Source organism: Anaerobacillus sp. QJM3NY_32 (genome assembly GCF_056173645.1).
Genome location: NZ_CM149684.1, coordinates 3,443,760 through 3,465,860 on the forward strand (window position 1 = coordinate 3,443,760; position 22,101 = coordinate 3,465,860).

23 protein-coding genes and 1 riboswitch are annotated in these 22,101 nt (G+C 39.5%); of the genes, 9 read left to right on the forward strand and 14 right to left on the reverse strand.

The genetic code is table 11. From position 1 onward, the window contains the following. Positions 1–69: 69 nt before the first annotated feature. Positions 70–180: riboswitch (SAM riboswitch) on the reverse strand. A gap of 213 nt (positions 181–393) precedes the next feature. After that, a complete protein-coding gene (locus AC0VYH_RS17875; RefSeq protein ID WP_430246971.1) occupies positions 394–819 on the forward strand; it encodes a TlpA disulfide reductase family protein in 426 nt (141 codons plus the stop codon). A 75-nt stretch (positions 820–894) separates the two neighbouring features. On the opposite strand, the gene AC0VYH_RS17880 is transcribed toward AC0VYH_RS17875, so the two are convergent. From AC0VYH_RS17880 to AC0VYH_RS17900, 5 genes are all read right to left on the reverse strand, one after another. Next, on the reverse strand, positions 895–2,169 hold the full coding sequence (locus AC0VYH_RS17880) for an anti-sigma factor domain-containing protein (protein ID WP_475372849.1): 1,275 nt from the start codon (positions 2,167–2,169) through the stop codon (positions 895–897). Positions 2,170–2,190: 21 nt separating this feature from the next. After that, positions 2,191–2,955, reverse strand: coding sequence for an RNA polymerase sigma-I factor (gene sigI, locus AC0VYH_RS17885; RefSeq protein ID WP_430241070.1), 765 nt, complete (start codon positions 2,953–2,955; stop codon positions 2,191–2,193). 337 nt (positions 2,956–3,292) lie between these two features. Beyond that, entirely contained in the window at positions 3,293–3,610 is a 318-nt protein-coding gene (locus AC0VYH_RS17890) for a thioredoxin family protein (RefSeq protein ID WP_430241072.1), read from the reverse strand. 69 nt (positions 3,611–3,679) lie between these two features. After that, positions 3,680–4,012, reverse strand: a complete 333-nt coding sequence (locus AC0VYH_RS17895) for a toprim domain-containing protein (RefSeq protein WP_303535493.1) — start codon at positions 4,010–4,012, stop codon at positions 3,680–3,682. Positions 4,013–4,165: 153 nt separating this feature from the next. Then, positions 4,166–4,693 carry a TraR/DksA C4-type zinc finger protein gene (locus AC0VYH_RS17900; protein ID WP_194218965.1) on the reverse strand — a complete coding sequence of 176 codons (528 nt, stop codon included), beginning with the start codon at positions 4,691–4,693 and terminating at the stop codon, positions 4,166–4,168. A 139-nt stretch (positions 4,694–4,832) separates the two neighbouring features. Between AC0VYH_RS17900 and AC0VYH_RS17905 the strand changes: the two genes are divergently transcribed. Further along, the gene (locus tag AC0VYH_RS17905; RefSeq protein ID WP_430241076.1) at positions 4,833–5,336 is read left to right on the forward strand and encodes a peroxiredoxin family protein; all 504 of its coding nucleotides are present in this window, start codon (positions 4,833–4,835) and stop codon (positions 5,334–5,336) included. 219 nt (positions 5,337–5,555) lie between these two features. Here AC0VYH_RS17905 and AC0VYH_RS17910 read toward each other — a convergent pair whose 3' ends face one another. The 9 genes from AC0VYH_RS17910 to AC0VYH_RS17950 all read right to left on the reverse strand — a co-directional run bounded on the left by AC0VYH_RS17910 (position 5,556) and on the right by AC0VYH_RS17950 (position 14,691). Continuing rightward, positions 5,556–5,804 (reverse strand): YusG family protein, encoded by a 249-nt coding sequence (locus AC0VYH_RS17910; RefSeq protein ID WP_194218963.1) that lies wholly within the window; start codon positions 5,802–5,804, stop codon positions 5,556–5,558. 163 nt (positions 5,805–5,967) lie between these two features. Next, entirely contained in the window at positions 5,968–6,357 is a 390-nt protein-coding gene (gene gcvH, locus AC0VYH_RS17915; RefSeq protein ID WP_194218962.1) for a glycine cleavage system protein GcvH, read from the reverse strand. A gap of 101 nt (positions 6,358–6,458) precedes the next feature. Continuing rightward, positions 6,459–6,818 (reverse strand): arsenate reductase family protein, encoded by a 360-nt coding sequence (locus tag AC0VYH_RS17920; protein ID WP_475372850.1) that lies wholly within the window; start codon positions 6,816–6,818, stop codon positions 6,459–6,461. A gap of 272 nt (positions 6,819–7,090) precedes the next feature. Beyond that, positions 7,091–8,875: an acyl-CoA dehydrogenase family protein gene (locus tag AC0VYH_RS17925; RefSeq protein WP_194218960.1), complete on the reverse strand. Its 1,785-nt coding sequence runs from the start codon at positions 8,873–8,875 to the stop codon at positions 7,091–7,093. Between the two features lie 30 nt (positions 8,876–8,905). Further along, the gene (locus tag AC0VYH_RS17930; RefSeq protein WP_475372851.1) at positions 8,906–10,081 is read right to left on the reverse strand and encodes an acetyl-CoA C-acetyltransferase; all 1,176 of its coding nucleotides are present in this window, start codon (positions 10,079–10,081) and stop codon (positions 8,906–8,908) included. A gap of 19 nt (positions 10,082–10,100) precedes the next feature. Next, positions 10,101–12,497, reverse strand: a complete 2,397-nt coding sequence (locus AC0VYH_RS17935; protein ID WP_194218958.1) for a 3-hydroxyacyl-CoA dehydrogenase/enoyl-CoA hydratase family protein — start codon at positions 12,495–12,497, stop codon at positions 10,101–10,103. 186 nt (positions 12,498–12,683) lie between these two features. Then, a complete protein-coding gene (locus AC0VYH_RS17940) occupies positions 12,684–13,598 on the reverse strand; it encodes a proline dehydrogenase family protein (RefSeq protein WP_194218957.1) in 915 nt (304 codons plus the stop codon). A 439-nt stretch (positions 13,599–14,037) separates the two neighbouring features. Next, positions 14,038–14,313, reverse strand: a complete 276-nt coding sequence (locus tag AC0VYH_RS17945) for a YusU family protein (RefSeq protein WP_475372852.1) — start codon at positions 14,311–14,313, stop codon at positions 14,038–14,040. Positions 14,314–14,358: 45 nt separating this feature from the next. Beyond that, positions 14,359–14,691 carry a hypothetical protein gene (locus AC0VYH_RS17950; RefSeq protein ID WP_194218955.1) on the reverse strand — a complete coding sequence of 111 codons (333 nt, stop codon included), beginning with the start codon at positions 14,689–14,691 and terminating at the stop codon, positions 14,359–14,361. Positions 14,692–15,076: 385 nt separating this feature from the next. On the opposite strand from AC0VYH_RS17950, the gene AC0VYH_RS17955 reads away from it, so the two are divergent. From AC0VYH_RS17955 to AC0VYH_RS17985, 7 genes are all read left to right on the forward strand, one after another. Further along, positions 15,077–16,558, forward strand: a complete 1,482-nt coding sequence (locus tag AC0VYH_RS17955) for an FAD-dependent oxidoreductase (RefSeq protein WP_475372853.1) — start codon at positions 15,077–15,079, stop codon at positions 16,556–16,558. Between the two features lie 73 nt (positions 16,559–16,631). Then, positions 16,632–16,811: a hypothetical protein gene (locus AC0VYH_RS17960; protein WP_475372854.1), complete on the forward strand. Its 180-nt coding sequence runs from the start codon at positions 16,632–16,634 to the stop codon at positions 16,809–16,811. A gap of 72 nt (positions 16,812–16,883) precedes the next feature. Next, positions 16,884–17,528, forward strand: coding sequence for a PAQR family membrane homeostasis protein TrhA (gene trhA / locus AC0VYH_RS17965; RefSeq protein WP_194219595.1), 645 nt, complete (start codon positions 16,884–16,886; stop codon positions 17,526–17,528). A 109-nt stretch (positions 17,529–17,637) separates the two neighbouring features. Next, a complete protein-coding gene (locus tag AC0VYH_RS17970) occupies positions 17,638–18,501 on the forward strand; it encodes an ATP-binding cassette domain-containing protein (protein ID WP_475372855.1) in 864 nt (287 codons plus the stop codon). Next, on the forward strand, positions 18,498–20,753 hold the full coding sequence (locus AC0VYH_RS17975; protein ID WP_475372856.1) for an ABC transporter permease: 2,256 nt from the start codon (positions 18,498–18,500) through the stop codon (positions 20,751–20,753). Before AC0VYH_RS17970 ends, AC0VYH_RS17975 begins: the two co-directional genes overlap by 4 nt. Continuing rightward, a complete protein-coding gene (locus AC0VYH_RS17980; protein ID WP_226615125.1) occupies positions 20,750–21,316 on the forward strand; it encodes an RNA polymerase sigma factor in 567 nt (188 codons plus the stop codon). The genes AC0VYH_RS17975 and AC0VYH_RS17980 overlap by 4 nt, the downstream gene beginning before the upstream one ends. Further along, positions 21,297–22,097, forward strand: a complete 801-nt coding sequence (locus AC0VYH_RS17985) for a hypothetical protein (protein ID WP_226615126.1) — start codon at positions 21,297–21,299, stop codon at positions 22,095–22,097. The genes AC0VYH_RS17980 and AC0VYH_RS17985 overlap by 20 nt, the downstream gene beginning before the upstream one ends. Positions 22,098–22,101: the final 4 nt, after the last annotated feature.

The window sequence follows — 22,101 nt, forward strand, 5'->3', positions numbered from 1 at the left end:
AAGAAAACGTCGCTTCAATATAAAAAAACCTCTCCGAAAGACAGAGAGGCTTGATTTATTCATCAGCTCCGCTTATCTTTCAGGATTTCTCCTGCAGGATTTGGCACCTTTTCAAACCACAATTGGTTTGACGGTTGCCGGGCTTCATAGGGCCAGTCCCTCCGCCTCTCTAGATAAGTAAGAATATTTTGTTTTTGTTTAATTGAGTTTATTTTAGCAAGGTGTCGCATTAGTGTCAAACACTTTTTCGGAATTATCATTCTTTTCATTTTTTTAAAGAATGTCTAAGTTAATCCAAATTATCGTGAAACAGAGCCTACAGTGTATTAAGTTTGATTAGAATCGAATTTTTGATAGAGTAGCCTTAGAATAATTTTGAAGAGGTGATTGATAGTGCAAGCGCCGTCCTTTGCGTTAGAAGAAGTACAAAGCGGAGAAATCATCAGCTTAACGGACTTCAGGGGGAAACCAGTTATGATTACATTCTGGGCTTCCTGGTGCCCCGATTGTATGAAAGATTTACCGATGAAAGAACAGTTCTACCAGCATGCAGATACTGATACATTAGCATTCTTAACAATTAACGTGACAGGTCGTGAACGGTCAGAAGAAGCCGGTAAAGATTTCACGATCAAAAACAATCTTCCTTTCCTCGTTTTACAAGACAGTGGACGAGAAACTTACGACAAATTTGGTTGTACAGGTGTCCCAACAACTGTATTGCTTAATCAAGATCATCAAATCGCACATGTGTTTGATGACAAATCATCATTTCTTGATATCGCAAAGGCATTGCCCGACATCATGACATCAAAATAAACACACCATAAAAAAAGCCAGAGGGATCCCTCTGGCTTAAAATAATGAAAATAAAATAAATAATAGCATGTTGCGTTATTTGTCTTTTTTATCTTTCTTATCTTTCTTGTCTTTCTTGTCTTTCTTGTCTTTCTTGTCTTTCTTGTCTTTCTTGTCTTTATCCTGCTTTTCGTCTTTCTTTTTGTCCTTTTTATCCTCTTTTTCTTGAGCTTTTTCTATTTTTTTATCCGATTTTTCCTGAGATTTCTCTATTTTCTCGTTTACTTTTTCAGCTTTCTTTTTTTCTTTGCCTTGTTCTTTAGCTATTATAGAATTAGATTTGTCTTCGTTTTTCTCTATTTTATCTTTTTGCACTTTGTTGTTATCTTTAGAGTCTTCAGTTTGATCTGACGGACTGGTTTCTTGTTCTGAAGGCGTGTTCTTTTGTTCTTTCTCCACCTTTTCAACCTTATCAGAAGAGCTTTGCTCAGGCTCCTGAAGAACTAAATCACTATCTTCTCGATTCTGATTAGGTACCGTCTTATCGTTCAACTGGACGACAGAATCTTCTAGCTCCAAAGAGCGATCTTTCGACTTTGATTCCACTGCGGTCATGCTTTCGGTCTCTAATTCATCCATGTTTTTGACAGACAAATTCCGTACATCCTCTATTGATAACGTAGCTCCCCGATCAACAGCAGCAAGATAAGTCATATATTTTCCTGGTGTTATCCCATTTTCTATAGCTTTTGCTCGAGTACTATAGTCAGTATCAAGTATGGTTGTAATAGCAACTGCTTGATTGACTAATGCTTCATTCTGTTCTATTCCTTGAATCGTATTCTCAAGCTGATCCTTAATCGCCTGATAACGCTCTTTCTTCTCTACATTTGAGGCGACAATAAGCAGTTTTCTATCTTCTGTTAGATACCCCTCTTTGTCGAGTTTCGAGACTAGGAGCCCTCCAAATTCGCTTAGAGGCATGTTCGTTACCTCTTGATCTAAGTTTAACCCTTCACCGTCCGAATTCCACGCTTGATATTGAACAACTTCAAGGTCGGAGTTGACTCCAACCTCAATACTTGGATTGATATCAAAGCTTACATAGGCCGCAACTGCGTCATTTTGTCTAACAGGAATCACACCTGTCACGATTACAACTAATAACAAAATTGCTGCCATACCGGCCAGGGTGGGCATAGAGGGGGTAAAATAACCTTTTTTCTTGTTTAATGGTTTTGGTGTAAGTTTAATTTCAGAGCCGATTGTTAACGTATGATTTCGCTTCAAATTGATCGTAGTAAACTCCCCATCGGGTGTTAATACAACCGCTTTACGTCCACGAATGTCCATTATGACCCCATTTTTCATCCCCTGGCCCCCTTAATTCAACTACTGTATATATGATTTCAGCGCATTAAATCCACCCAGATGAATTAACGCCACTGCTATTATATACTTTCGATTACGTTCAATCGTTTTTCGACTGCATGTAACGAGCGCTAGCAAATCTTTTATAGGGAGCTGCTTTTTTTCTAGCAAATAACTTGAAAGAATGTCATCTTGAGCAATCAATTGCGCAATCATCTTTGCATTTTCTCTTGCATCAATATGTTTAGGACAGTTTTTGCTCAGAACTTTAAACGTAATGCTAAATTTCTTCAACAATTGTTCGTATTCCTCAATTTCATACATTCTTACTTCACGCTGTCTGTCCATTTCGTATACATCAAGTGCAGCTTTCTGTTCTGCAAAACTATCTTCTAGTCGGCCTTCCTCATCAAGTTCCTCAGGCTCAAGATAAATATACTTATTTTGTCTTGCTTCTTTACGGATATGGTCGATGACTCTTCTTCTAATCACCATATCAGCAAAGGTTAAAAATCTACTTCCTTGTCCTTTTCGAAACTGATCCATCGCTTCGTTAAAAGCTGAAAGTCCGATACTGAACTCATCCATCGAATGATTGATATAACGATTACAAACTTTGGACGTGATTTTCTTAATAAACGGTTGGTAATCTTCTAATAGCTGGTTTCTTAATAACTGGTTTCCGTTTTGTATACTATCAATTTTATCTTCTAATGTAATATTATCTTTTTTATTTTCTTTATGATTTGCGAAATTTCCCATTGTGCTGATTGAAATGGTTGTCATGTTATACACCTCTCATCTTGCAGTCAATTTCTAATTGATTGCTTCTCGGGTTGGATTCTTAGATGTTTTTAGTTTGAGAATTCTAAATTAGTAATTAAAATAAAAATGCGTCACCATTCGTATCAAACATCGGAAAGGTGACTCTATTCAGTTATACCATTCAATCAGCATGAACGAAAATACAATTTTATGACAATGTTACTGTTTCTTTACTTCCTGTTATATTAATTTATCATTATTAATCTTGCTTAATTTTCAGCGAATTGCGTATTCATTCAAGCCCGTCTTGAAGCGATTTTCTAAAACCAGAAAATAACGATAAATTGGTCAAATATCATCAAACGAATTTGTGTTCACTAAGAAATGCATCCACAGTTACGACTGATTCGAAGGCAAAAAGGGTCTTATTTCCGCCCTTCTCCCTAATAACTGTTAATGCAGGTACACTTTGTATTTTAAGTGTTTCCGCTACCCAAGGAAAATAATTTAAATTACATGAGTAGATATGTGATTCAACCCCTTTAGAGCTCGAAACAATTTGTAACATTCGCTCTGCAATTTTACACGTCTGACAAAAAGGCGTGTAAAAGAAAAAAACAGTGCCTTCCTTTTGTAAAAGTTCACTAACCATGGATTCATCGGTTATGTCTTGCATGTTAATACCCCATTCTATGTAAGAGCAAAAAGGAAGCTTCGGTAAGCTTCCTTTTCGCTCATTTCTTGATTATTGGACGGTCACTACTTTAAATTTCGCCGCCCTTAAAATCCTATTTAAATAATTTAGAGGTGTTTCTGCTACTTCACGATGAAGCATTGTAATGTAGAGATGTTCGGCATGTGGAATTTCTTGTGTAAGCTGCCGTCTTAATTTCTCACCGGCATCATCAGCATCTACAAGAACATATACATCCTTCTCCTCAAGCTCTTCACTAAGTTCTTCTAACCTGTCAAAACTAATCGTTCCATAAGTGCAGATAATCTCCACTTGCTCATCTAACACTCTCATTAACTGTTCTTTATCTGTCTTTCCTTCTACAATAATTACTTTATCAGTCATGGCACAACGCTCCATTTCAAGCTGTCGTATCAATTCATTTACTATAGCATATGGTAGTTGAAGCATTTCGTTTCAAGGCATATGATTTAATTTATTCATTTTGAAGTGTTAGATACAACAGCTACTCATTGAGCCAGATGAATGACAGCTTTGTTAATCATTGTCTTGATCAGGATCGTCCTCTTCTAAATATGTTTCAGATGTTGAATTACCGTGTTCATTCTGAAGATCATCTACTGTGCGAAGGCGATCATCGACTCTATTGCCTGACGTTTCAAATGTAGCCTCATCATCCGGTCTATTGCTGTCTTTGGCCTCTTCCAATTGATCTTGTGCTTCTTTGGTACGTATTGCATAAGGAATGGCTTCAAGACGTTCTTTATCAATTTCTTCACCAGTATCCACACATATTCCGTAATTACCTTCTCGAATACGATCAAGTGCTGTATTAATTAAGCTTAGTCGTTCTCTAGCTGCATCTTCTAGTGTAATATCTTTCTCGCGTTGATCCAATTCAGAAGCCATATCAGCAAAATGATTGTCGTACGATGTTAATTCTCCTGTTTCCTCAGATAGTGCGGCATTTTCATCTCGGTGACTTGCACCACCATCTAAAAGATCTTTCTTTTGATCTAATAATTGTTTTTTAAAATGCTGTAATTCTTGTTTCGACAAAGCCATAGTAATTCCCTCCATAGGTCATTTTCTTTTCCAGTACCTATTTTCCCTTTACCCTACTCACACTAAACCACACAATTATGTTTTATCATGCTCAACTGGTGGAAATAAATCAATAAGATTAAAGATTGGAGTGGTCATAATGGCAAAGTTAAAACTTGGACAGGAAGTACCATCCTTTTCGTTAATTAATACAGAAGGTGAACTGTTTCAATTTGAACAGCACCAAAAGGAAGACAAGCGTTGGCATATGCTCGTATTTTTCAGAGGAGAATGGTGCCCTGTATGTAATGAGCAATTAGAAGAGCTTCAAGAGCATCTAGGTGCTTTTAGAAAGTTAGACGTCCATCCAATTGCAATTGCAAAAGATAGCTTAGAATCTCTTAGAAAAATGAAAGAAAAGCATAACCTCGAGTTCCCAGTACTAAGTGACAAAGAGAATGCGGCAATTGACTCCTTTGGCGTTATGATGCATCGAGAAGACGACCCTTATGAAGATCACGGTGAGCATGGAGAGCCTGCCATCTTTCTTATCGATGAGAACGGCAAATTAATGGCGCAATATTTACAGTCGAGCCCATTTGGAAGACCGTCAGCTGATGGTCTAATCACAACGATTAAATATATTCGCAAAAACAAAGCATAAAAAAAACCGGCCAAATGGCCGGTTTTTTTGCAGTAATAAAGTCGTTGGCGTTAGAAAAGAAGTGCTTGTCGGGCCTTAACGAGCGTATTCGCTTTTCTTGTCTAGCTACTACGCTCAGTCCCTCGATCACTTCTCCTTATGATTTGAACACAAAGAGCGTGTTCGAATCATAAGGTTCCAGTGCTTGTCGGGCCTTAACGAGCGTATTCGCTTTTCTTATTAACACCAGCCGAGGTCGCAGTCTTCTACATACCTTCCATTTTGCTCGATTACTTGTTCGTAATGATAAATTTTGTTCTGCTCCATCTCAAATCCTTCAAGAAACTCATATTGATTTCCTTGATCTGAGAATAAGATACGGCCAATTCTTTCCTTGTCCATAAACAAGTTCATCGCTTGTTGATCAAATTTACCATATACCTTTCGAGTAACGTCGATTCTTTGCATTGGGCGAGGTGTCTCAATCATTGGTATCATCCCCTCTTTATTGTGTCATTCCGTAAAGCCATCATGTATTCATTCTATGACTGAAATTAGGAAACACATTCATTAATAAGAGTTTACGATGATGAGTGGACTTTTACGCTCATAATTCGACTAGCAATGGAGAGCTATAAAATGAATGACTGATTTATTCGTCTTCGCTTACCATTTTTTCGTATGCTTCAGCTGTCATTAGTTCTTCTACTTGAGAAGGCTCAGAAGGTTCTACAACGACCATCCATGCTTTTTCGTATGGTGAATCATTAACGAATTCAGGGCTGTCTTCTAAATCCTCATTGACAGAAAGAACTTTGCCTGAGATTGGTGCGTATAGCTCAGAAACAGTTTTTACAGATTCCACGCTACCGAACGGCTCGTCAGATTCAATCGTGTCGCCTTCTTCTGGAAGCTCAACAAAAACGATATCTCCAAGTTCTGATTGTGCGAAGTCTGTAATACCGATGCGGATGTTTCCGTCTTCTTGTACTTGCACCCATTCGTGTTCTTCTGAGTAGCGAAAATCTTTTGGTAAGTTCATTAGTAATTCCTCCCTGAAATAATTCCTCTTAATAAAGGTTAGTAGTCAATATTATTTACAATAACTATCGTATAATAGTTATTATTAATTAAGCAACTATTTTATCGTTTCCATGTTTCCTTAAATACATCCTCTTTAAACCCAACAGTAACTTTTTCTCCGTCAGTTACGATTGGACGTTTGATTAACATCCCATCAGAAGCAAGGATTTCAAGCAATTCGTCTTGAGTCGATGTAGCGACCTTATCTTTTAATCCAAGCTCTCGATATTTCTGCCCACTCGTATTAAAGAATTTCTTAATTGGTAAGCCGCTATGATTAAGCAGGACAGCTAACTCATCTTTTGAGGGCGGATTTTCGACGATGTGTACTTCATTTACTTCAATATCGTTTTGCTCGAACCATTTCTTCGCTTTACGGCATGTACCACATTTGGGATATGCATAGAATGTAATGGGCAAATCTGTTCCTCCTTAAAGACACTCAAGTAATTATAACGTTAGTTTACCACATGAGAGGAGTTGGACAAATACAGATGCACCTAAAAGTAAATTTCGTCATCTATTAACAAAATCCTTTCATTATTCCACTCACTATTTTTCCTAATTAAGAGAAAAAAATCCCCCCATTTCTGGAGGGACAATAGAGAACATGGTTTGGAAGTTAGTTTTGTACCTGTCGGTTATGACCAATTCAAATTGTTATTTTACATTAGTATAGCGATGATAGCTTATTAAACCGTAAAACGCTGTTGTTCAAGAATGCTTGCAGCGATTTCACGTTTCTTCGCAATAACATTAATTGGCGTATAACGTGATAGTTTACGAAGAGCAGATATCATCATGCGAAGTGAATCGCCTGTTTCGACGGCAACCAAAGTCTCTTTAGCATGAGCTTCAATACGGTTGAAAGCTTCCTGACAGAAAACTTGTGTTAGAAGAAGTTTATTTTGTTGCTTTTCTGCACCAGTTTTATTAATCGCTTTCTCTGTGCGGAGTACGGCTGATTCCATAGAGTAAATTTCGCTTACGATATCTGCCATGTTTGATAAAACTTCTTGTTCTTTATCAAGAGCCTTGCCATATTTTTGAACAGCTGTACCTGCAGTCATAAGCATAATCTTCTTTGCCATCTTAACGAGATGCTTTTCCTGTTCAAGAGGTGCATCACCAATTTCTTGTGGCGTTAACATCATGAGCTCTTCTTGAAGTGCAGTAGCCTTTTCAAGGAATGGAAGCTCGCCTTTCATTGTTTTACGGACAAGCGTGCCTGGAACTAGAAGGCGGTTGATTTCATTCGTTCCTTCAAAAATACGATTGATACGAGAATCACGGTACATTTTCTCAACTTCATATTCAGACATAAAGCCGTATCCACCGTGAATTTGTACTGCCTCATCTACAACATAATCTAGCGCCTCTGAAGCAAACACTTTATTTAGTGAACACTCAATTGCATACTCCGCAATTGCTTCTGCGACTTTCGCTCCGTCTTTTTGTTCTTCATCCGAAAGCTTTCCTAACTTCTGCTCAAAAAGACCTCCTGTGCGGTAAGTAGAACTTTCTGTCGCGTATGTTGCTACTGCCATATTCGCCAGTTTCTCTTGTATGAGAGAGAACTTTGCAATTGGCGTGTTAAACTGCTTACGCTCTAAAGCATACTTAGCGGAAAGTTCGATCGAACGCTTCATTCCACCAATAGTACCTACTGCTAGCTTATAGCGACCAACGTTCAAGATGTTAAACGCAATGATGTGCCCTTTACCTGCTTCTCCTAGTAAATTTTCTTTTGGCACGGCTACATCTTCAAGAATCAATGTTCTTGTAGAAGAGCCTTTGATGCCCATTTTCTTTTCTTCGGGACCAGTTGAAAGACCTTTGGAATCCCGCTCAACAATGAAAGCAGAGAAATGTTCGCCATCAATTTTTGCATAGACAATGAATACATCTGCGAAAGCGGAGTTCGTGATCCACTGCTTTTCACCGCTTAGAAGATAGTGTGTTCCTTCAGCATTGAGCTTAGCTGTGGTTTTAGCCCCAAGAGCATCAGAACCTGAACCAGGCTCAGTCAAAGCATAAGCAGCAATTGTAGCTCCTGACGCAAGACCTGGAAGATACTTTTTCTTCTGCTCTTCGTTTCCGAAAAAGACGATAGGTAGAGAACCGATTCCAACATGGGCGCCATAACTTAGGGAAAACGAACGAGCACGAGCGAATTTCTCAGTAATAACAGATGAACTGATTTTATCAAGGCCAAGACCGCCGTATTCTTCTGGGACGTCCGCTCCAAGAAGTCCGAGATCACCAGCTTTTTCGAGAAGCTTCCGTGAAATTTCAAATTCATGATTCTCAATTTTATCAAGCGCTGGAACGACTTCCTTTACTACAAAGTCTTCCGTTGTTTTCCCCATCATGACATGCTCATCTGAAAAATCCTCCGGTGTGAAAATATCTTCTGCCTTTTGATCTTCAATCAAGAAGCTTGCACCTTTAACCGTTTTGTTCATTGTATTAGACATGCTTGTTTTCCTCCCTTGTTTTCGTTGCTCTTAAAGAATTTCAAACACTCCAGCAGCGCCCATTCCTCCGCCAATACACATCGTCACAACGCCAAATTGTTCTCCGCGGCGTTTCATCTCATGAATTAAGCTTAAGGTTAACTTCGTCCCTGTACATCCAAGTGGATGACCAAGTGCAATCGCTCCACCATTTACATTCACTTTGTCTTCATCAAGTCCAAGCTTTCTAATGACGCGAAGAGATTGTGATGCAAAAGCTTCATTTAATTCGAATAACCCAATATCAGATAGCTCAAGTCCAGCGAGTCGAAGAGCTTTAGGAATCGCTTCAACCGGTCCGACTCCCATTATTTCGGGTGCTACACCAGCAACAGCAAATGATCTGAACTTAGCCATAGGCGCTAAGCCTTCACTTTCAGCTTTTTCTCGATCCATGACGAGAACACTTGCTGCTCCGTCACTTGTTTGTGATGAATTTCCGGCGGTCACAGAGCCTCTAACATTAAATACTGGACGTAACTTACCGAGAACATCAAGTGACGTATCTGCCCGAACACCTTCATCCTGTGAGAAAAGAACTTTCTTTTCCTGTAATTTGTTTTTCTCATCAATCCATCTTTTCGTTACTTCGATCGGAACAATTTCATCCTGAAACTTCCCATCTTTGATTGCCTGAGCTGCACGCTGATGACTCCTTAGTGCAAAAGCATCCTGATCTGCTCTGCTAATCTCAAAGCGACGTGCGACTTCTTCCGCTGTGTGTCCCATTCCCATAATATATTCAGGTTTTTCTTCTACAAGAGCAGGATTGGGCTTTATTACATGACCGCCCATCGGCACAAGACTCATCGATTCCACTCCACCAGCCAATATGGCACCGGATTGGCCAAGCATTATGCGTTCTGAAGCATAAGCGATACTCTGTAAACCTGAAGAACAATATCGGTTGATTGTAATGGCCGGAACCGTCTCAGCAAGACCTGCTCTAGCTCCAATCATTCTAGCTACATTCAGCCCTTGTTCAGCTTCAGGAATAGCGCATCCCATAATCACATCATCTATTTCACCATCAAAACCGCCGGCACGCTTTAACGTTTCCTTAACGGTAAGTGCTCCAAGATCATCTGGACGCATATTGGCAAGCGTTCCACGGTTTGCTTTTCCAACAGGTGTTCTAGCACCGGATACAATAACTGCTTCTTTCATCAAACTTCCCTCCTCCATACTAGTTGCGCAGCGGTTTTCCTTTAAGTAACATATGCTGCATTCTTGCTTGCGTTTTTGGCTCTCCTAGCAGGCTGAGGAACGCTTCACGCTCAAGATCCAGAAGATACTGCTCATCGACTAATGTTCCTTCTTTTACTTTTCCGCCCGCAATGACGTGAGCAAGTTTGGTCGCAATCGTTAAATCGTGATCGGACAGGTAACCGCTCCATTTCATCGTTTTCGCTCCCATTAGCATTGCAGCATAACCTGCTTCTCCAGCAACTGGGATCTTTTTAGCAACAGGTGGCTGATAGCCTTGTTCAGCAAGGAAAAGTACTTTTTCCTTTGCATCATGAAGAACGTGATCCGCGTTAGCACTAATACCATCCTGAGGTCGAATGAATCCTCGTTCCATTGCTTCATGAGCTGATGTTGAAACTTTCGCCATCGCAATCGTTTCAAAAACGTTGGCTGCAATATCAGTTAAGTTAACATTAACTCCTGGAGGCGTTTGCTCTAGCTGACGCATATAAAGTTCTTTATTTCCGCCTCCACCTGGAATCAAGCCAACACCTACTTCTACGAGGCCCATATATGTTTCTGAAGAAGCTTGAATGGAAGCTGCTGGCATACACACTTCTGCACCACCGCCAAGCGTCATCTGAAACGGCGCTGCTACGACTGGTTTTTGAGAGTAGCGAATACGTGCCATGGACTGTTGGAACTTCCTTGCAACCATTTCGATTTCAAAGAAATTATCATCTTGAGCTTCCATTAACATATACGCGACGTTGGCACCAACACAGAAATTTTTGCCCTGGTTTCCAATCACAAGTCCTTCGAAGTTTTTCTCCGTTTCATCAACGGCTTCATTAATCATCTGGAGAATATCCATTCCAATTGCATTGTTTGGGGAATGGAATTCAAGGCCTGCAACCCCATCTCCAAGATCAAGAAGCGTTGCTCCAGTATTTTTCTTAATCACGCGATTTTGCGCTTTTAATCCTTTAAGGTGGATAATTTTCTTACTTTCCTCAACTACTCTTTGCTCACCATTATGGTAGAAAGATTGAGTGGCACCTTCCTGCTTATAGAAAGACGTTTGCCCTGAGGCAAGCATTTGATCAACCCATTCAGGAATCGTTTCGCCTTCTTCCTTCATTCGAGCCACTGATTTCTCAACTCCAAGAGCATCCCACGTTTCAAAAGGACCCATTTCCCATCCAAAGCCCCATTTCATGGCACGATCGACGGCGTCGATATCATCAGCAATTTCATAGGTTTTCTCAGCAGAGTAAAGCAAAACAGGCTTCATGATGTTCCAAATTAATTCACCTGCGCGGTCATTCGCGTAAGCAAGCGCTTTCAGTTTATCCGCTTTTGACTTCGCTTGTTTACTTGCCTCAACAGAAGCTGTTTTTAATTTCTGTCGTGGTTCATATTCAAGCGTAGATGGATTTAACTCTAGAATTTCGCTTCCTTTTGCCCCTTTTTGTTTTATGAAAAAGCCCTGACCTGCCTTTGCTCCAATCCAGCCTTTTTCTTTCATCTGTTGCATAAATTCAGGAATCCGGAATACTTCTTTCTCATCACCTTCAACCTGTTCAAAAACGTTGTTCGCTACGTGAATAAACGTATCAAGTCCAACTACATCAAGTGTTCGAAACGTTGCACTTTTTGGACGGCCGATTGCTGGGCCAGTTACAGAATCTACTTCTCCAACTGAAAAGCCGCGATTCATCATTTCTCTAACTGTGACAAGCAGGCCATAAGTTCCAATTCGATTGGCAATGAAGTTTGGCGTGTCTTTCGTTTCTACGACACCTTTGCCGAGAGTATCTTCACCAAATGTTTTCATATAGGAAAGGACGTCTGGATCCGTGTCTTTCGTTGGAATCACTTCAAGAAGCTTTAAATATCTTGGTGGGTTAAAAAAGTGCGTACCAAGGAAGTGCTTCCTAAAATCTTCTGATCTACCTTCAGCCATTGCTTCTACGGAAATACCGGAAGTGTTCGAACTAACAATGGTTCCAGGTCGTCTATATTCGTCTACTTTTTCATATACTTTTTTCTTGATCTCCAGGTTTTCGACAACAACTTCAATGATCCAGTCAACTTCTTGCAAGCGCTCCATATCGTCTTCCATATTTCCCGCTTCAATTAATTGAATGTGATCTTTCTTAGAAAGCGGTGCCGGTTTTTGTTTCTTAAGTTTCTCAATCGCTTCTGCTGCAAGTCTATTTCTGACAGAACGGTCAGCGAGTGTAAGTCCTTTGACTTTTTCCTTTTCATTCGGTTCCTTTGGTGCAATATCCAATAGCAAACTTGGAATTCCTACATTCGCCAGGTGGGCGGCAATGCCTGATCCCATTACTCCTGCTCCTAATACAGCTACTTTATGAATGCTACGTGTCATAGCGAACCTCCCCTGTTGAATGAATGCTCATTCATTTTTAATTCAAAAAAAAGAGCGAGATCATTTCCTCTGTCTATACTATAAAATATATTCTGAAATTTAGCAATATATCACACGGATTTTTTTGACAAAATTTTATAAATTTAAACAAAGCTTATTTTAAAGCGGACATTCGTCCGCTTTTCACTATTTCATCATTCCTTTAAGGACGAAAGCTACGTTTGCAGGCCTTTCAGCAAGTCTTCTCATAAAATATCCATACCAGTCTTTTCCATAGGGTACGTAGACACGCATTTTGAAACCTTCTTTAAGGAGCTCATCTTGTTTATCTACACAAATACCATATAGCATTTGAAATTCAAATTGAGAACGGGGGATATTGTATTCCTCTACGAGCTTCTTTGTGTATTCAATGATGCGATCATCATGGGTCGCAATGGCTGTGTAATTTCCATTCAATAAGTGCATTTTAATGATTTTTTTGAAATTCTCGTCGACATCCTTTTTATCCGGAAATGCGACTTTTGGTGACTCTTTATAAGCACCTTTAACAAGTCTAAGATTTGGAGATAGATCGTTCAGCTTTTCTACATCTTCAGCTACGCGGTATAAGTAGGCTTGAAGAACTGTACCAATGTTCGTATACTCCCTCTTTAGGTTAGTAAAAATCTCTATTGTTTTTCCGCACCTCTCAAAATCTTCCATATCAATCGTAACAAAGACATTGTGCTGATCAGCAGCTTCAAGAATTCGGCGCATATTTTTCATCGTCATATCGTAATCAATGTCTAACCCCATTGATGTGAGTTTAAGAGAAAGCTGAGAATCAAGATTTTCTGCTGCAATTCGCTCAATTGCTTCAATACAGTGGTTTGTCATTTCATCAGCCTCAGCGGCGTTATCTACAAACTCACCAAGATGATCGATTGTAACAGAAAGTCCCTTTTCATTTAGTTTCTTAATAGCATTTACAGAGCTATTAAGAGACGCACCGGCTACAAACCGGCTAGCTCCAAAGCGCATACCATACCGTTTCGCTACTTTTGTAGCTACTTTATTCTTCCCCATGTATAAAAAGAAATTACGCATTACTTGTTCCATCATAACCCCTCCATGTAAACGCATACAAAACGTCTAAAAAAATATATAGTGGAGAAAATCGGCATATAGTATCAAATACCGCCATATTTCGCCTTTAATGCTATTCTACCATGATATGCTGTCGTTTAGTCTATTTTTGATAGATTTTCTCGGTAATAAATTTTGTTAAATATTTACTTGAATTAGTATTCTATACCCCGCTCTTCACGAAAAAAACTGGAACTTAAAATAGTATATTTAAATGTTTCAAAATCGGATACTTCTCTTCTCATCTATTTTCATAACCTTTTTTCTTAACAATCACCTCATTTCTCAAGGGATGAGCTTCTGAAATGAAACAAAATCCTATATTAGCTTAAATGGTTGATTCTCGAATAAGCTAAAATCAAAAACGTTCGTTAATGTAGCCAAAAAAAAAGAAACCAGGGAAGTCCTGGTTTCACTTATCTGATTCTTTCTGGTTATCCTGTTGGGCTTTACGATGCTCTTCGTTCATACTTTTGATTTCGGTCACTAGCTCTTTCATGGCATCCTTCGCATCAGGATACGTTTGATTCCAATGTTTCGCAAGAGGAGGCATCGTTTTTGAAAGATGCGTGTACATCGCCCATAGCTTCACTTTTTCCTTCAGCTCAGGGCTCGTATCTCCAAGGAGAAGCTCGGTGTATTTATCCATCAATCCATCGACTTGTTCCTGAAGTGTTTCAAGACTCATTTCATTCACTCCAATCACTAGCAGAATATCCTGATTATAGCATAATTAATGGGATACTCGACCGTTCACCTGAACTTCTCTTAACCTTCCATAATCAATGCGTTCTTGATTTTCTTTAATTGCCTTTATCAACTCTTCTATAAGTACCTTTTCATCCGTCACAATAAAGAAACGGCATGATATCATCGCGAAGTCGCCAAAAAATGCTCTGCAACCAGCATATCGTTTTGCATCACGGACTGGCTGATAAGGAAAAATAAAATTTCCACTTTGTTCAAATGCAGGATCAAGAGGATGTTCTTCAAGTTTCTTAATCAGCTCTCGAATCGTCAGCTCTCTTCCATGCTCATTTGTTCCTATTTCGATAATTTCAAGCAAGGTTGATTCCCCCTTCTTTACAAGATTCGAAAGCAAACTGCTCTGATAGAGGGCCGAAAGTGGAATGCACTCATTTCATGCGCTTTGATCCGAATCAATAGGCTATTATACATGCATTATCTAACATAGCCAAAAAAAAGAGTCAGAATAAATTCTGACTCTACAATGGGTCACAAAGAGTGAGTATATACAGAGGGGGGACCTGACCTCACTCTTTAATTTATCTTATGTTTCTTTTAACTTTGTGGCTGGACAAGTACCCCGGTACAAACATGGAAATTTCTCATTCATTAAGCTTCTTCTCGACACACTCATACATGATTTGCAACATCATACCTATTATAATAGAAGGATATCAAGCTCGGACCATCTTGGAGGGATCATTATGGATATTGTTGTTATTGGTGGTGGCATTGGCGGACTGACTGCTGGAGCATTACTGACGAAAGAAGGCTACAACGTAACAATACTTGAAGCATCGAATGAATGGGGTGGATCAGCAGGAAAATTTACACGAGGGCATTTTCTCTTCCCTGTTGGAGCGACGATGGGGATGGGGTTTGAAGAAGGTGGATTACACTATCGCATTTTCCAAGAACTCGGTTTGTCCTTCCCTGTTTTTTCGTTGGATGAAATTATGAGAATATACGATGGCAATCGCGTCATGCCTTATTATACAGATCGAAATCGCCATTTATCAGAATGCGCTACCCAGTTTCCAGAACACTCCAAACAAATTGTTTCTTTCTATCGAGAAATATGGAAAATTGGAGCCGAAGTACGTAAGTTAATTGGACCTCTCCCTGTTGTACCTCCAGTCACCCTATCAGAATGGAAAGGGCTTCTACTATCTCTCAAACCAGGAACTCCCGGACTGGTTCCCTACCTTCGGAAAACAATGGGAGATCTTCTAAAAAAACATAATCTTAATGATGCACTAGACTTTCACCATTTTATTGATGGACAATTAATTGATAGCATGCAAACAACTAGTGAAGAGTGCTCAGCACTTATGGGTGCTCTTGCTCTCGATATTTATCACGAAGGGGCATATTACTCTGAAGGTGGATTGTATCGCATCGCTGAAACACTACAGCAATATATTGAACAGAACGGTGGTCGAACTTACCAGAGAAAGCAAATTCAATCGATTCGGCGTGAAAACAACCGTTGGGTAGCTGTCGATCAAAAAGGGGAGAGTTGGAGAGCTGATCACCTTATTAATAACTTACCTGTACAGGGCTTTGTTCCACTTCTTCCAGAACCACTTCAAGAACAACTCCCCACTAAGTTAAGAAAACGAAGTCAAATGACTCAGTGGGGAGCTTTTACGATGTATCTTGCTTTAGATGAAAAAATCATCCCTGAATATACGTCCCTCTTTAGTCAAGTCTTTTCGGATAATGGAAAAATGACCGAAGGAAATCACCTCTTCTTGTCACTTTCAAAATCCAATGATCTCTTTCGTGCGCCAGAGGGCTTTCGCACATTAACAGTCAGTACACATACAGAGCTTCACCATTGGGATACGAAAGACAAATACGATCAATATAAAAAGGAGCTAACTGAGAAAATGCTCACAGGTATTGAAAGAGTGATACCTAATGTAAGAAGTGGAATCGAATTACAAATGACAGGTGCACCACGAGCATGGGAAAGATTTACGAAAAGACCTAAAGGCATGGTTGGAGGTTTCCCACAAACGAATGAATTTAGTTTGTTCAACAGTCTTTCTCACCGTACTGGTCTCAAGGGATTGTGGCTTTGTGGCGACAGCGTTTTCCCTGGAGCAGGTACTATTGGGGTTTCTACTAGTGGATATCATGTCTATCGCTCTATCACTAAGGAAATGGTGAAAATAAAATAAGTCATTTTAGAATAAAATCGCTTCCTTAAGGCACAATGAGACTATCATTTAATGTTGAAGGAGCGAACCAACCGTGGATCAAAAGAATAATTTAGTTACTACTGACAGTGAAAAGTTACTTACTTCAATGCGAGAAGAAATTGCGGAAGAGTTTCTCGTTATGGCAGCTGCCACAGAACAAGTAGAAGAAAAAGATTTTTACACTTATCATATCTTAAAAGAAGCAGAAAAACTACGTAATCTTAAAAAATAAGGTTCGATCAGAAATGACGTTCGGGAAATCATGTAGTATACTTCTAGTAATTGATCTAAAGGAATGATGCGAATCATGACAACTCATACGTTTACAGTTGGCGAGGAGCGAGCAAATTATATTACTCACGGAATTGGAGCTATCATAAGCGTTGCCGCTCTAGTCATCTTAATTGTGTTTGCGTCTCTCTATGGAACTGCCTGGCATATTGTAAGTTTTACACTTTTCGGTACAACGATGCTGATGCTTTATACGGCCTCTACACTCGTTCACAGCTTTCCACCTGGGAAAGCGAAAGACTTTTTCGAAATACTTGATCACTCTTCTATCTATTTCTTTATCGCTGGTACTTACACCCCTTTCTTGTTTATTGTAATTGAAGGTTGGCTAGGTTGGACACTATTTGGCATCGTGTGGGGACTCGCGATTATTGGAACAGTATTTAAAGCTTATTTTGTAAAAAAGTTTCTATTTATCTCAACCATTCTCTACGTTTTAATGGGCTGGCTGATCGTTCTTGCCTGGAATCCACTCACGCAGAACTTGGCTCCAAACGGAATGATGCTTCTCATTGTTGGGGGTGTTCTCTACACAATTGGAGCGGTATTCTATGTCTGGAGAGCTTTTAAATACCATCATGCAGTTTGGCATCTTTTCGTGGTAGCTGGAACACTTGCTCATTTCTTCTGTGTTCTCTTCTATGTATTACCTCTTTAAAACCAATCCTCTGCACGCATCGTGCAGAGGATTTTTGTTTTCCATAACAAAACCTTTTATCGACTATAATCGTCTTAGCCATAGAATACTAGTAAAAGGATGAACGATTTTGATTGAAGTATCTCATCTAACTAAACAGTTCAAAAAAGAGAAGATTCTACATAACCTCACTTTGTCCATCGAAGGAGGCATGGTAGGGCTTATTGGTCCAAATGGTGCTGGAAAAACAACATTTATGAGAATGCTAGCTGCGGTCTCAAAGCCTTCTTCCGGAGAAATCTATCTTAAAGGTTATTCACTTAACCGAGAAGCTTCAAATGTTCGGAAAGAAATCGGTTACCTCCCTCAACATTTCAAGCTGTATCCGCAGCTTACTGCATCTCAGTTTTTGGACTATGTTGGGAAGTTGAAACGAGACCATCATTATGATCATGAGCGAGAAAAAAAACGATTGCTTCATGCCCTTAATTTAGAAAAGCAACAGAATCAAAAAATTAAGACGTTCTCAAATGGAATGCAGCAACGTCTCGGCATTGCCCAGGCGCTTTATGGAGAACCCGCTGTGATGATATTCGACGAACCTTCTGCTGGACTTGATCCTGAAGAACGCTTACGCTTTCGCAACTTACTAGCTGATGTTTCTAGCCGAAAAACCGTCATTCTTTCTACGCATATTGTAGAAGACATTGAAGGAAGCTGTGATACGCTGATCGTTCTAAATAAAGGGCGCATTCTTTTTCAAGGCACACCAGATGAGCTTCAACGTAAGGGGAATGGACTTGTTTGGGAGTTCGACCTCTTTGATAATAACTGGGACCAACTAAATGGATTACAAATGACACTTACAAAACGAAAAGCAACAGGATTAAGGTATCGAGCAATATCTCCAGTAGCACCATTTGAATTTGCCGAAGCCGTGGATCCTACCCTTGAAGAAGGGTACATGGCACTGATTGGGCGTGATGGACTATGAGAAAATGGCTTATCCAGTTTAAGCTTGAATTTTCTTTTTTGTATAAAAACTGGTTTTTCGCACCTCTTCCTTTCTTATATTTGATCTGGTTACTTTTTAGCATGAGTGCAGATCAAGAAGGAGGACATGGCAACCTCTACAGAACAACCTATGAAACAACGCACTCTCTTATATTCATTCTCGTTATTGGCTTAAGTATTCTGATTGGCGTTTATTTAATACGACGAGACGTTGGGAATGAATCATTTGAGTGGCACCAATCATTTCCCGTGTCCAATTTCGTATTCATATCAGCAAAATTGATGTCCGCGCTCATCTATATGACGATATATACGGTCCTAATGAGTGGAACCTACTTTATCTTTGCTATGAGAGATAACATTCCGGTGGAAGAAACGTTCACAATTCTGCGTTTCTATGGGACTCAATACGAAGTAGCGTTCTTTATTAGTTTAACTCTTGGCATGCTTTTATCGGTACTTATTAAAAATCGCTTTGTTTACTTAATCGCCTTCTGCGCCTGGATGTTTGGTACGCTATTCATGGAAATTTTCATTATTGATCAAGGCGGACACTTTTATCTTAAAGCGTTCCATCTAACCTACTTATTTGTCGATTCTGTTCTTGTTAATGGCACCTGGGGAATTGAATTAATGAAAGAAGAACTACAGTTACAGCGCATTTTTGTTTTAACGGTTTCTTCCTTTCTCCTGGTACTCATCATTTTCATTCTCAATAAACGCAGACCTCATCCATATACGTGGCTGTGGAAGGTTGCACTCATGATCAGTATAGGAATTGTCGTGATTTCGTATCTTCCATATGCTTCTTTCTGGAAGGAGCGAACTGATGAATTTAGTAAGATTAAACAAGAATCTCCATTGATAACAGACGAACAAAACGGTCAAGCTAGTTACATGTCTTTCCCTTCCCTTTCTTCTCCTAATACTCTTATGAAAGAGGAAGAAGAGCTCTATCAACCAGAACGATTTGAAATAAAACAATTTGACTTATCCATTCAGCATGAAGATCAATCACTTTTCATTGATGCATCTCTCACTCTACCATCAGCAGAATTTCAAACAAAGGAGTTCATGAAATTCACATTGAATCAGACATTCTCAGTTAACCAAGTCACGATTGATCAACATCCAATTCCATTTACTCAAGAGAATGATTTTCTGACCGTTACTTTACCTGAAAATATGAAAGAACCTGTTATTCGTATTCAATATGAAGGACCATACAAACTATGGGCATCTAATAATGGTCAGGAATACTATCCGGGCCATGTTGGAAATGATCAAATGATTATGCCTTCTCAAACAGCCTGGTATCCATTGCCAGGGCATCAATATTTATATGACATGAACGGAGAATCACAAACGAATATTGGGATTCCGAATAGAGCCACTTTTAATGTTGAAGTTTCAAGTATGGCACTACCCTTATATGGCACAATCGATGAACTTAAAACAAATGTTGGAACCTATAAACTTCAAGGGAAAACTTCTAAATTAGACCTTTATGCTGGAGATCTGACTGAAGTTGATTCTACTTATTATCCAATGTCAATCGTAACGGACAGTTACAATCGTGATCGTGCTGTTGAGCTCATGAAGGAATTGGACAAACGCCTTCTATACACCAACCACTATTTAACGAAAAAAATAGAGCCTATGCGTCATTTTTTTATCGTTCCTGTAGAGAATATTCGCTGGGCCAATTACGTGAGACAACAAGGTTTTATTGATCAAAACTATATCCTAAGCGAATCCACTTTCTATCAAATGGATGAAACTTATCTTATGAAATTGCTCTTTCAAGTGAGTCTATTCCATGATGGTACTGAGATATATGGGTATGAGGACGGCGAGCTAGTAACAAGTGCCATCCAAAGTGCTTATACGTACATTTATGAATTAGAAAATGGAAATAAAAAAAAGGCCAGTCAAATCCGCGACCTTGTTATCAAGATTCAAGATGATATCCCACTGGAAGACTACAGTGAGGAAGAAATCAAAGCTAACCAGATTTTCACAATGATCAACGAAGCCATTGCTGATGGAGATAGTAAGCAAGTGAAAGAAGTCCTAGATCGAATATATAGCGAACGCTGGGTAGACCCGGGATTCGCAGCAGATTTCACCTTGTTTCGAGAACCTTCTACTCTCATTCCTTACGAAGAATGGCAGAAAATATGGGATGAAGTGATGCAAGGTCATCAGACTAGAAAGGAGGATGGTTCATGACAGATGAGGAACTAGTAGTCGCTATGGCACGTGGAAATCAGGCTGCTTTCGAAGCCCTTGTTCATCGTTATCATGCTCCGCTTCTTGGTTATCTAGAACGGATGTTACGTGATAGAAGAAAGGCCGAAGATGTTGTTCAAGAAACCTTCCTGAAATTAATTAAACAACTAAAAACAAAGAAAACCCCAGAAAAGATCAAGCCCTGGCTTTACCAGGTGGCCACAAATCAATGCCGAGATTATTGGAAAAGCGCGGGATTTAGGTCAGAAAAGCAAATTCTCGACTTCATTCCAGATCAAGCTGACCGAGAACCATCAGTAGTGGAACTATTTGAAAGGCAAGAATCACGCGTGGAGTTTCTCAAGCAGCTCGATACGCTTTCTGAGACGCAAAGAGAAATTGTGTATTTACGGTTTTACCAGGAATTAAAGTATCAAGAAATTGCAGAAGCTTTGGAACTTCCACTCGGTACAGTAAAGTCGAACTTATTTCATGCCTTGAAGAAACTAAAAGCTTCAATAGAACGAAAGGAGGAAGTTAGCCATGCAAGACATCGATCTTGAATTAGAAAAGTTAGAAGAAGATCTAGAGCAGCCGATCAAGTCATATCTGGCAACGTCACCCCGTTCAGAGGATACACAGAAGCTGCTTCTTTCGTTACAGGATCCTTTCGATGAACTTAAACCTTCTCAAATCGAATTTGATTTCGATGAAAAACCTGAGCCTGCAAAACCGTCACTAACAAAGCAATGCCTTAATCAATTCCGTTCTTATCACTGGGCTTACTGGCTGATTAGCGTATTGATTTTTGCAATGTTAACGATGATTTCGGCTGGAAGCATGGAATCAGACAGTTTATTTCCTATCGTTGTTCCCATTTATCTATTATTTGGTGTGCTTTATAGTTATAAAACCTGGAACAAAGAAATGCGGATGGTCGAATCGATTACACCTTTTCCTCCAGCACTTCTTCTCTTAAGTAAATTGCTTGTTGTCTTAGTCGTAAACATTGGTTTGGCCCTGTTATCTACCTTATATATTGTGAAAGATAATACGATGGTTAACCCCGCTACGTTTCTTTTGCATTGGTTCGCGCCGCTTCTCTTTCTGACAGGTTTGCTTGCCTTTGTCATGTTCCATAAAGGGGTAATTGCCGGATTTATCGCCTCACTTGCTGGATGGGCGCTTACTTTTCTTGTATTACCTTATACTGTTTTCGAACTATCTGGTGAAGCACTTCAACAAGACTTACTCTTTGTTGTCTCCTACCTTATTATCCTTGGACTTGGAGTTGCCATGCTCTTCTTATCGTATCGGAAGAGTTTGCATCTTCAATATTTGTGAGATT

Coding starts and splice junctions, on each gene's coding strand:
- AC0VYH_RS17890 (WP_430241072.1), bottom strand. CDS start 3,610: ATGCAAGACATAACCGATGAATCCATGGTTAGTGAACTTTTACAAAAG.
- AC0VYH_RS17880 (WP_475372849.1), bottom strand. CDS start 2,169: ATGAAAAATGGGGTCATAATGGACATTCGTGGACGTAAAGCGGTTGTA.
- AC0VYH_RS17900 (WP_194218965.1), bottom strand. CDS start 4,693: ATGGCTTTGTCGAAACAAGAATTACAGCATTTTAAAAAACAATTATTA.
- AC0VYH_RS17955 (WP_475372853.1), top strand. CDS start 15,077: ATGGATATTGTTGTTATTGGTGGTGGCATTGGCGGACTGACTGCTGGA.
- AC0VYH_RS17910 (WP_194218963.1), bottom strand. CDS start 5,804: ATGATTGAGACACCTCGCCCAATGCAAAGAATCGACGTTACTCGAAAG.
- AC0VYH_RS17975 (WP_475372856.1), top strand. CDS start 18,498: ATGAGAAAATGGCTTATCCAGTTTAAGCTTGAATTTTCTTTTTTGTAT.
- gcvH (WP_194218962.1), bottom strand. CDS start 6,357: ATGAACTTACCAAAAGATTTTCGCTACTCAGAAGAACACGAATGGGTG.
- AC0VYH_RS17980 (WP_226615125.1), top strand. CDS start 20,750: ATGACAGATGAGGAACTAGTAGTCGCTATGGCACGTGGAAATCAGGCT.
- AC0VYH_RS17905 (WP_430241076.1), top strand. CDS start 4,833: ATGGCAAAGTTAAAACTTGGACAGGAAGTACCATCCTTTTCGTTAATT.
- sigI (WP_430241070.1), bottom strand. CDS start 2,955: ATGACAACCATTTCAATCAGCACAATGGGAAATTTCGCAAATCATAAA.
- AC0VYH_RS17985 (WP_226615126.1), top strand. CDS start 21,297: ATGCAAGACATCGATCTTGAATTAGAAAAGTTAGAAGAAGATCTAGAG.
- AC0VYH_RS17895 (WP_303535493.1), bottom strand. CDS start 4,012: ATGACTGATAAAGTAATTATTGTAGAAGGAAAGACAGATAAAGAACAG.
- AC0VYH_RS17935 (WP_194218958.1), bottom strand. CDS start 12,497: ATGACACGTAGCATTCATAAAGTAGCTGTATTAGGAGCAGGAGTAATG.
- AC0VYH_RS17925 (WP_194218960.1), bottom strand. CDS start 8,875: ATGTCTAATACAATGAACAAAACGGTTAAAGGTGCAAGCTTCTTGATT.
- AC0VYH_RS17940 (WP_194218957.1), bottom strand. CDS start 13,598: ATGGAACAAGTAATGCGTAATTTCTTTTTATACATGGGGAAGAATAAA.
- AC0VYH_RS17945 (WP_475372852.1), bottom strand. CDS start 14,313: ATGAGTCTTGAAACACTTCAGGAACAAGTCGATGGATTGATGGATAAA.
- AC0VYH_RS17930 (WP_475372851.1), bottom strand. CDS start 10,081: ATGAAAGAAGCAGTTATTGTATCCGGTGCTAGAACACCTGTTGGAAAA.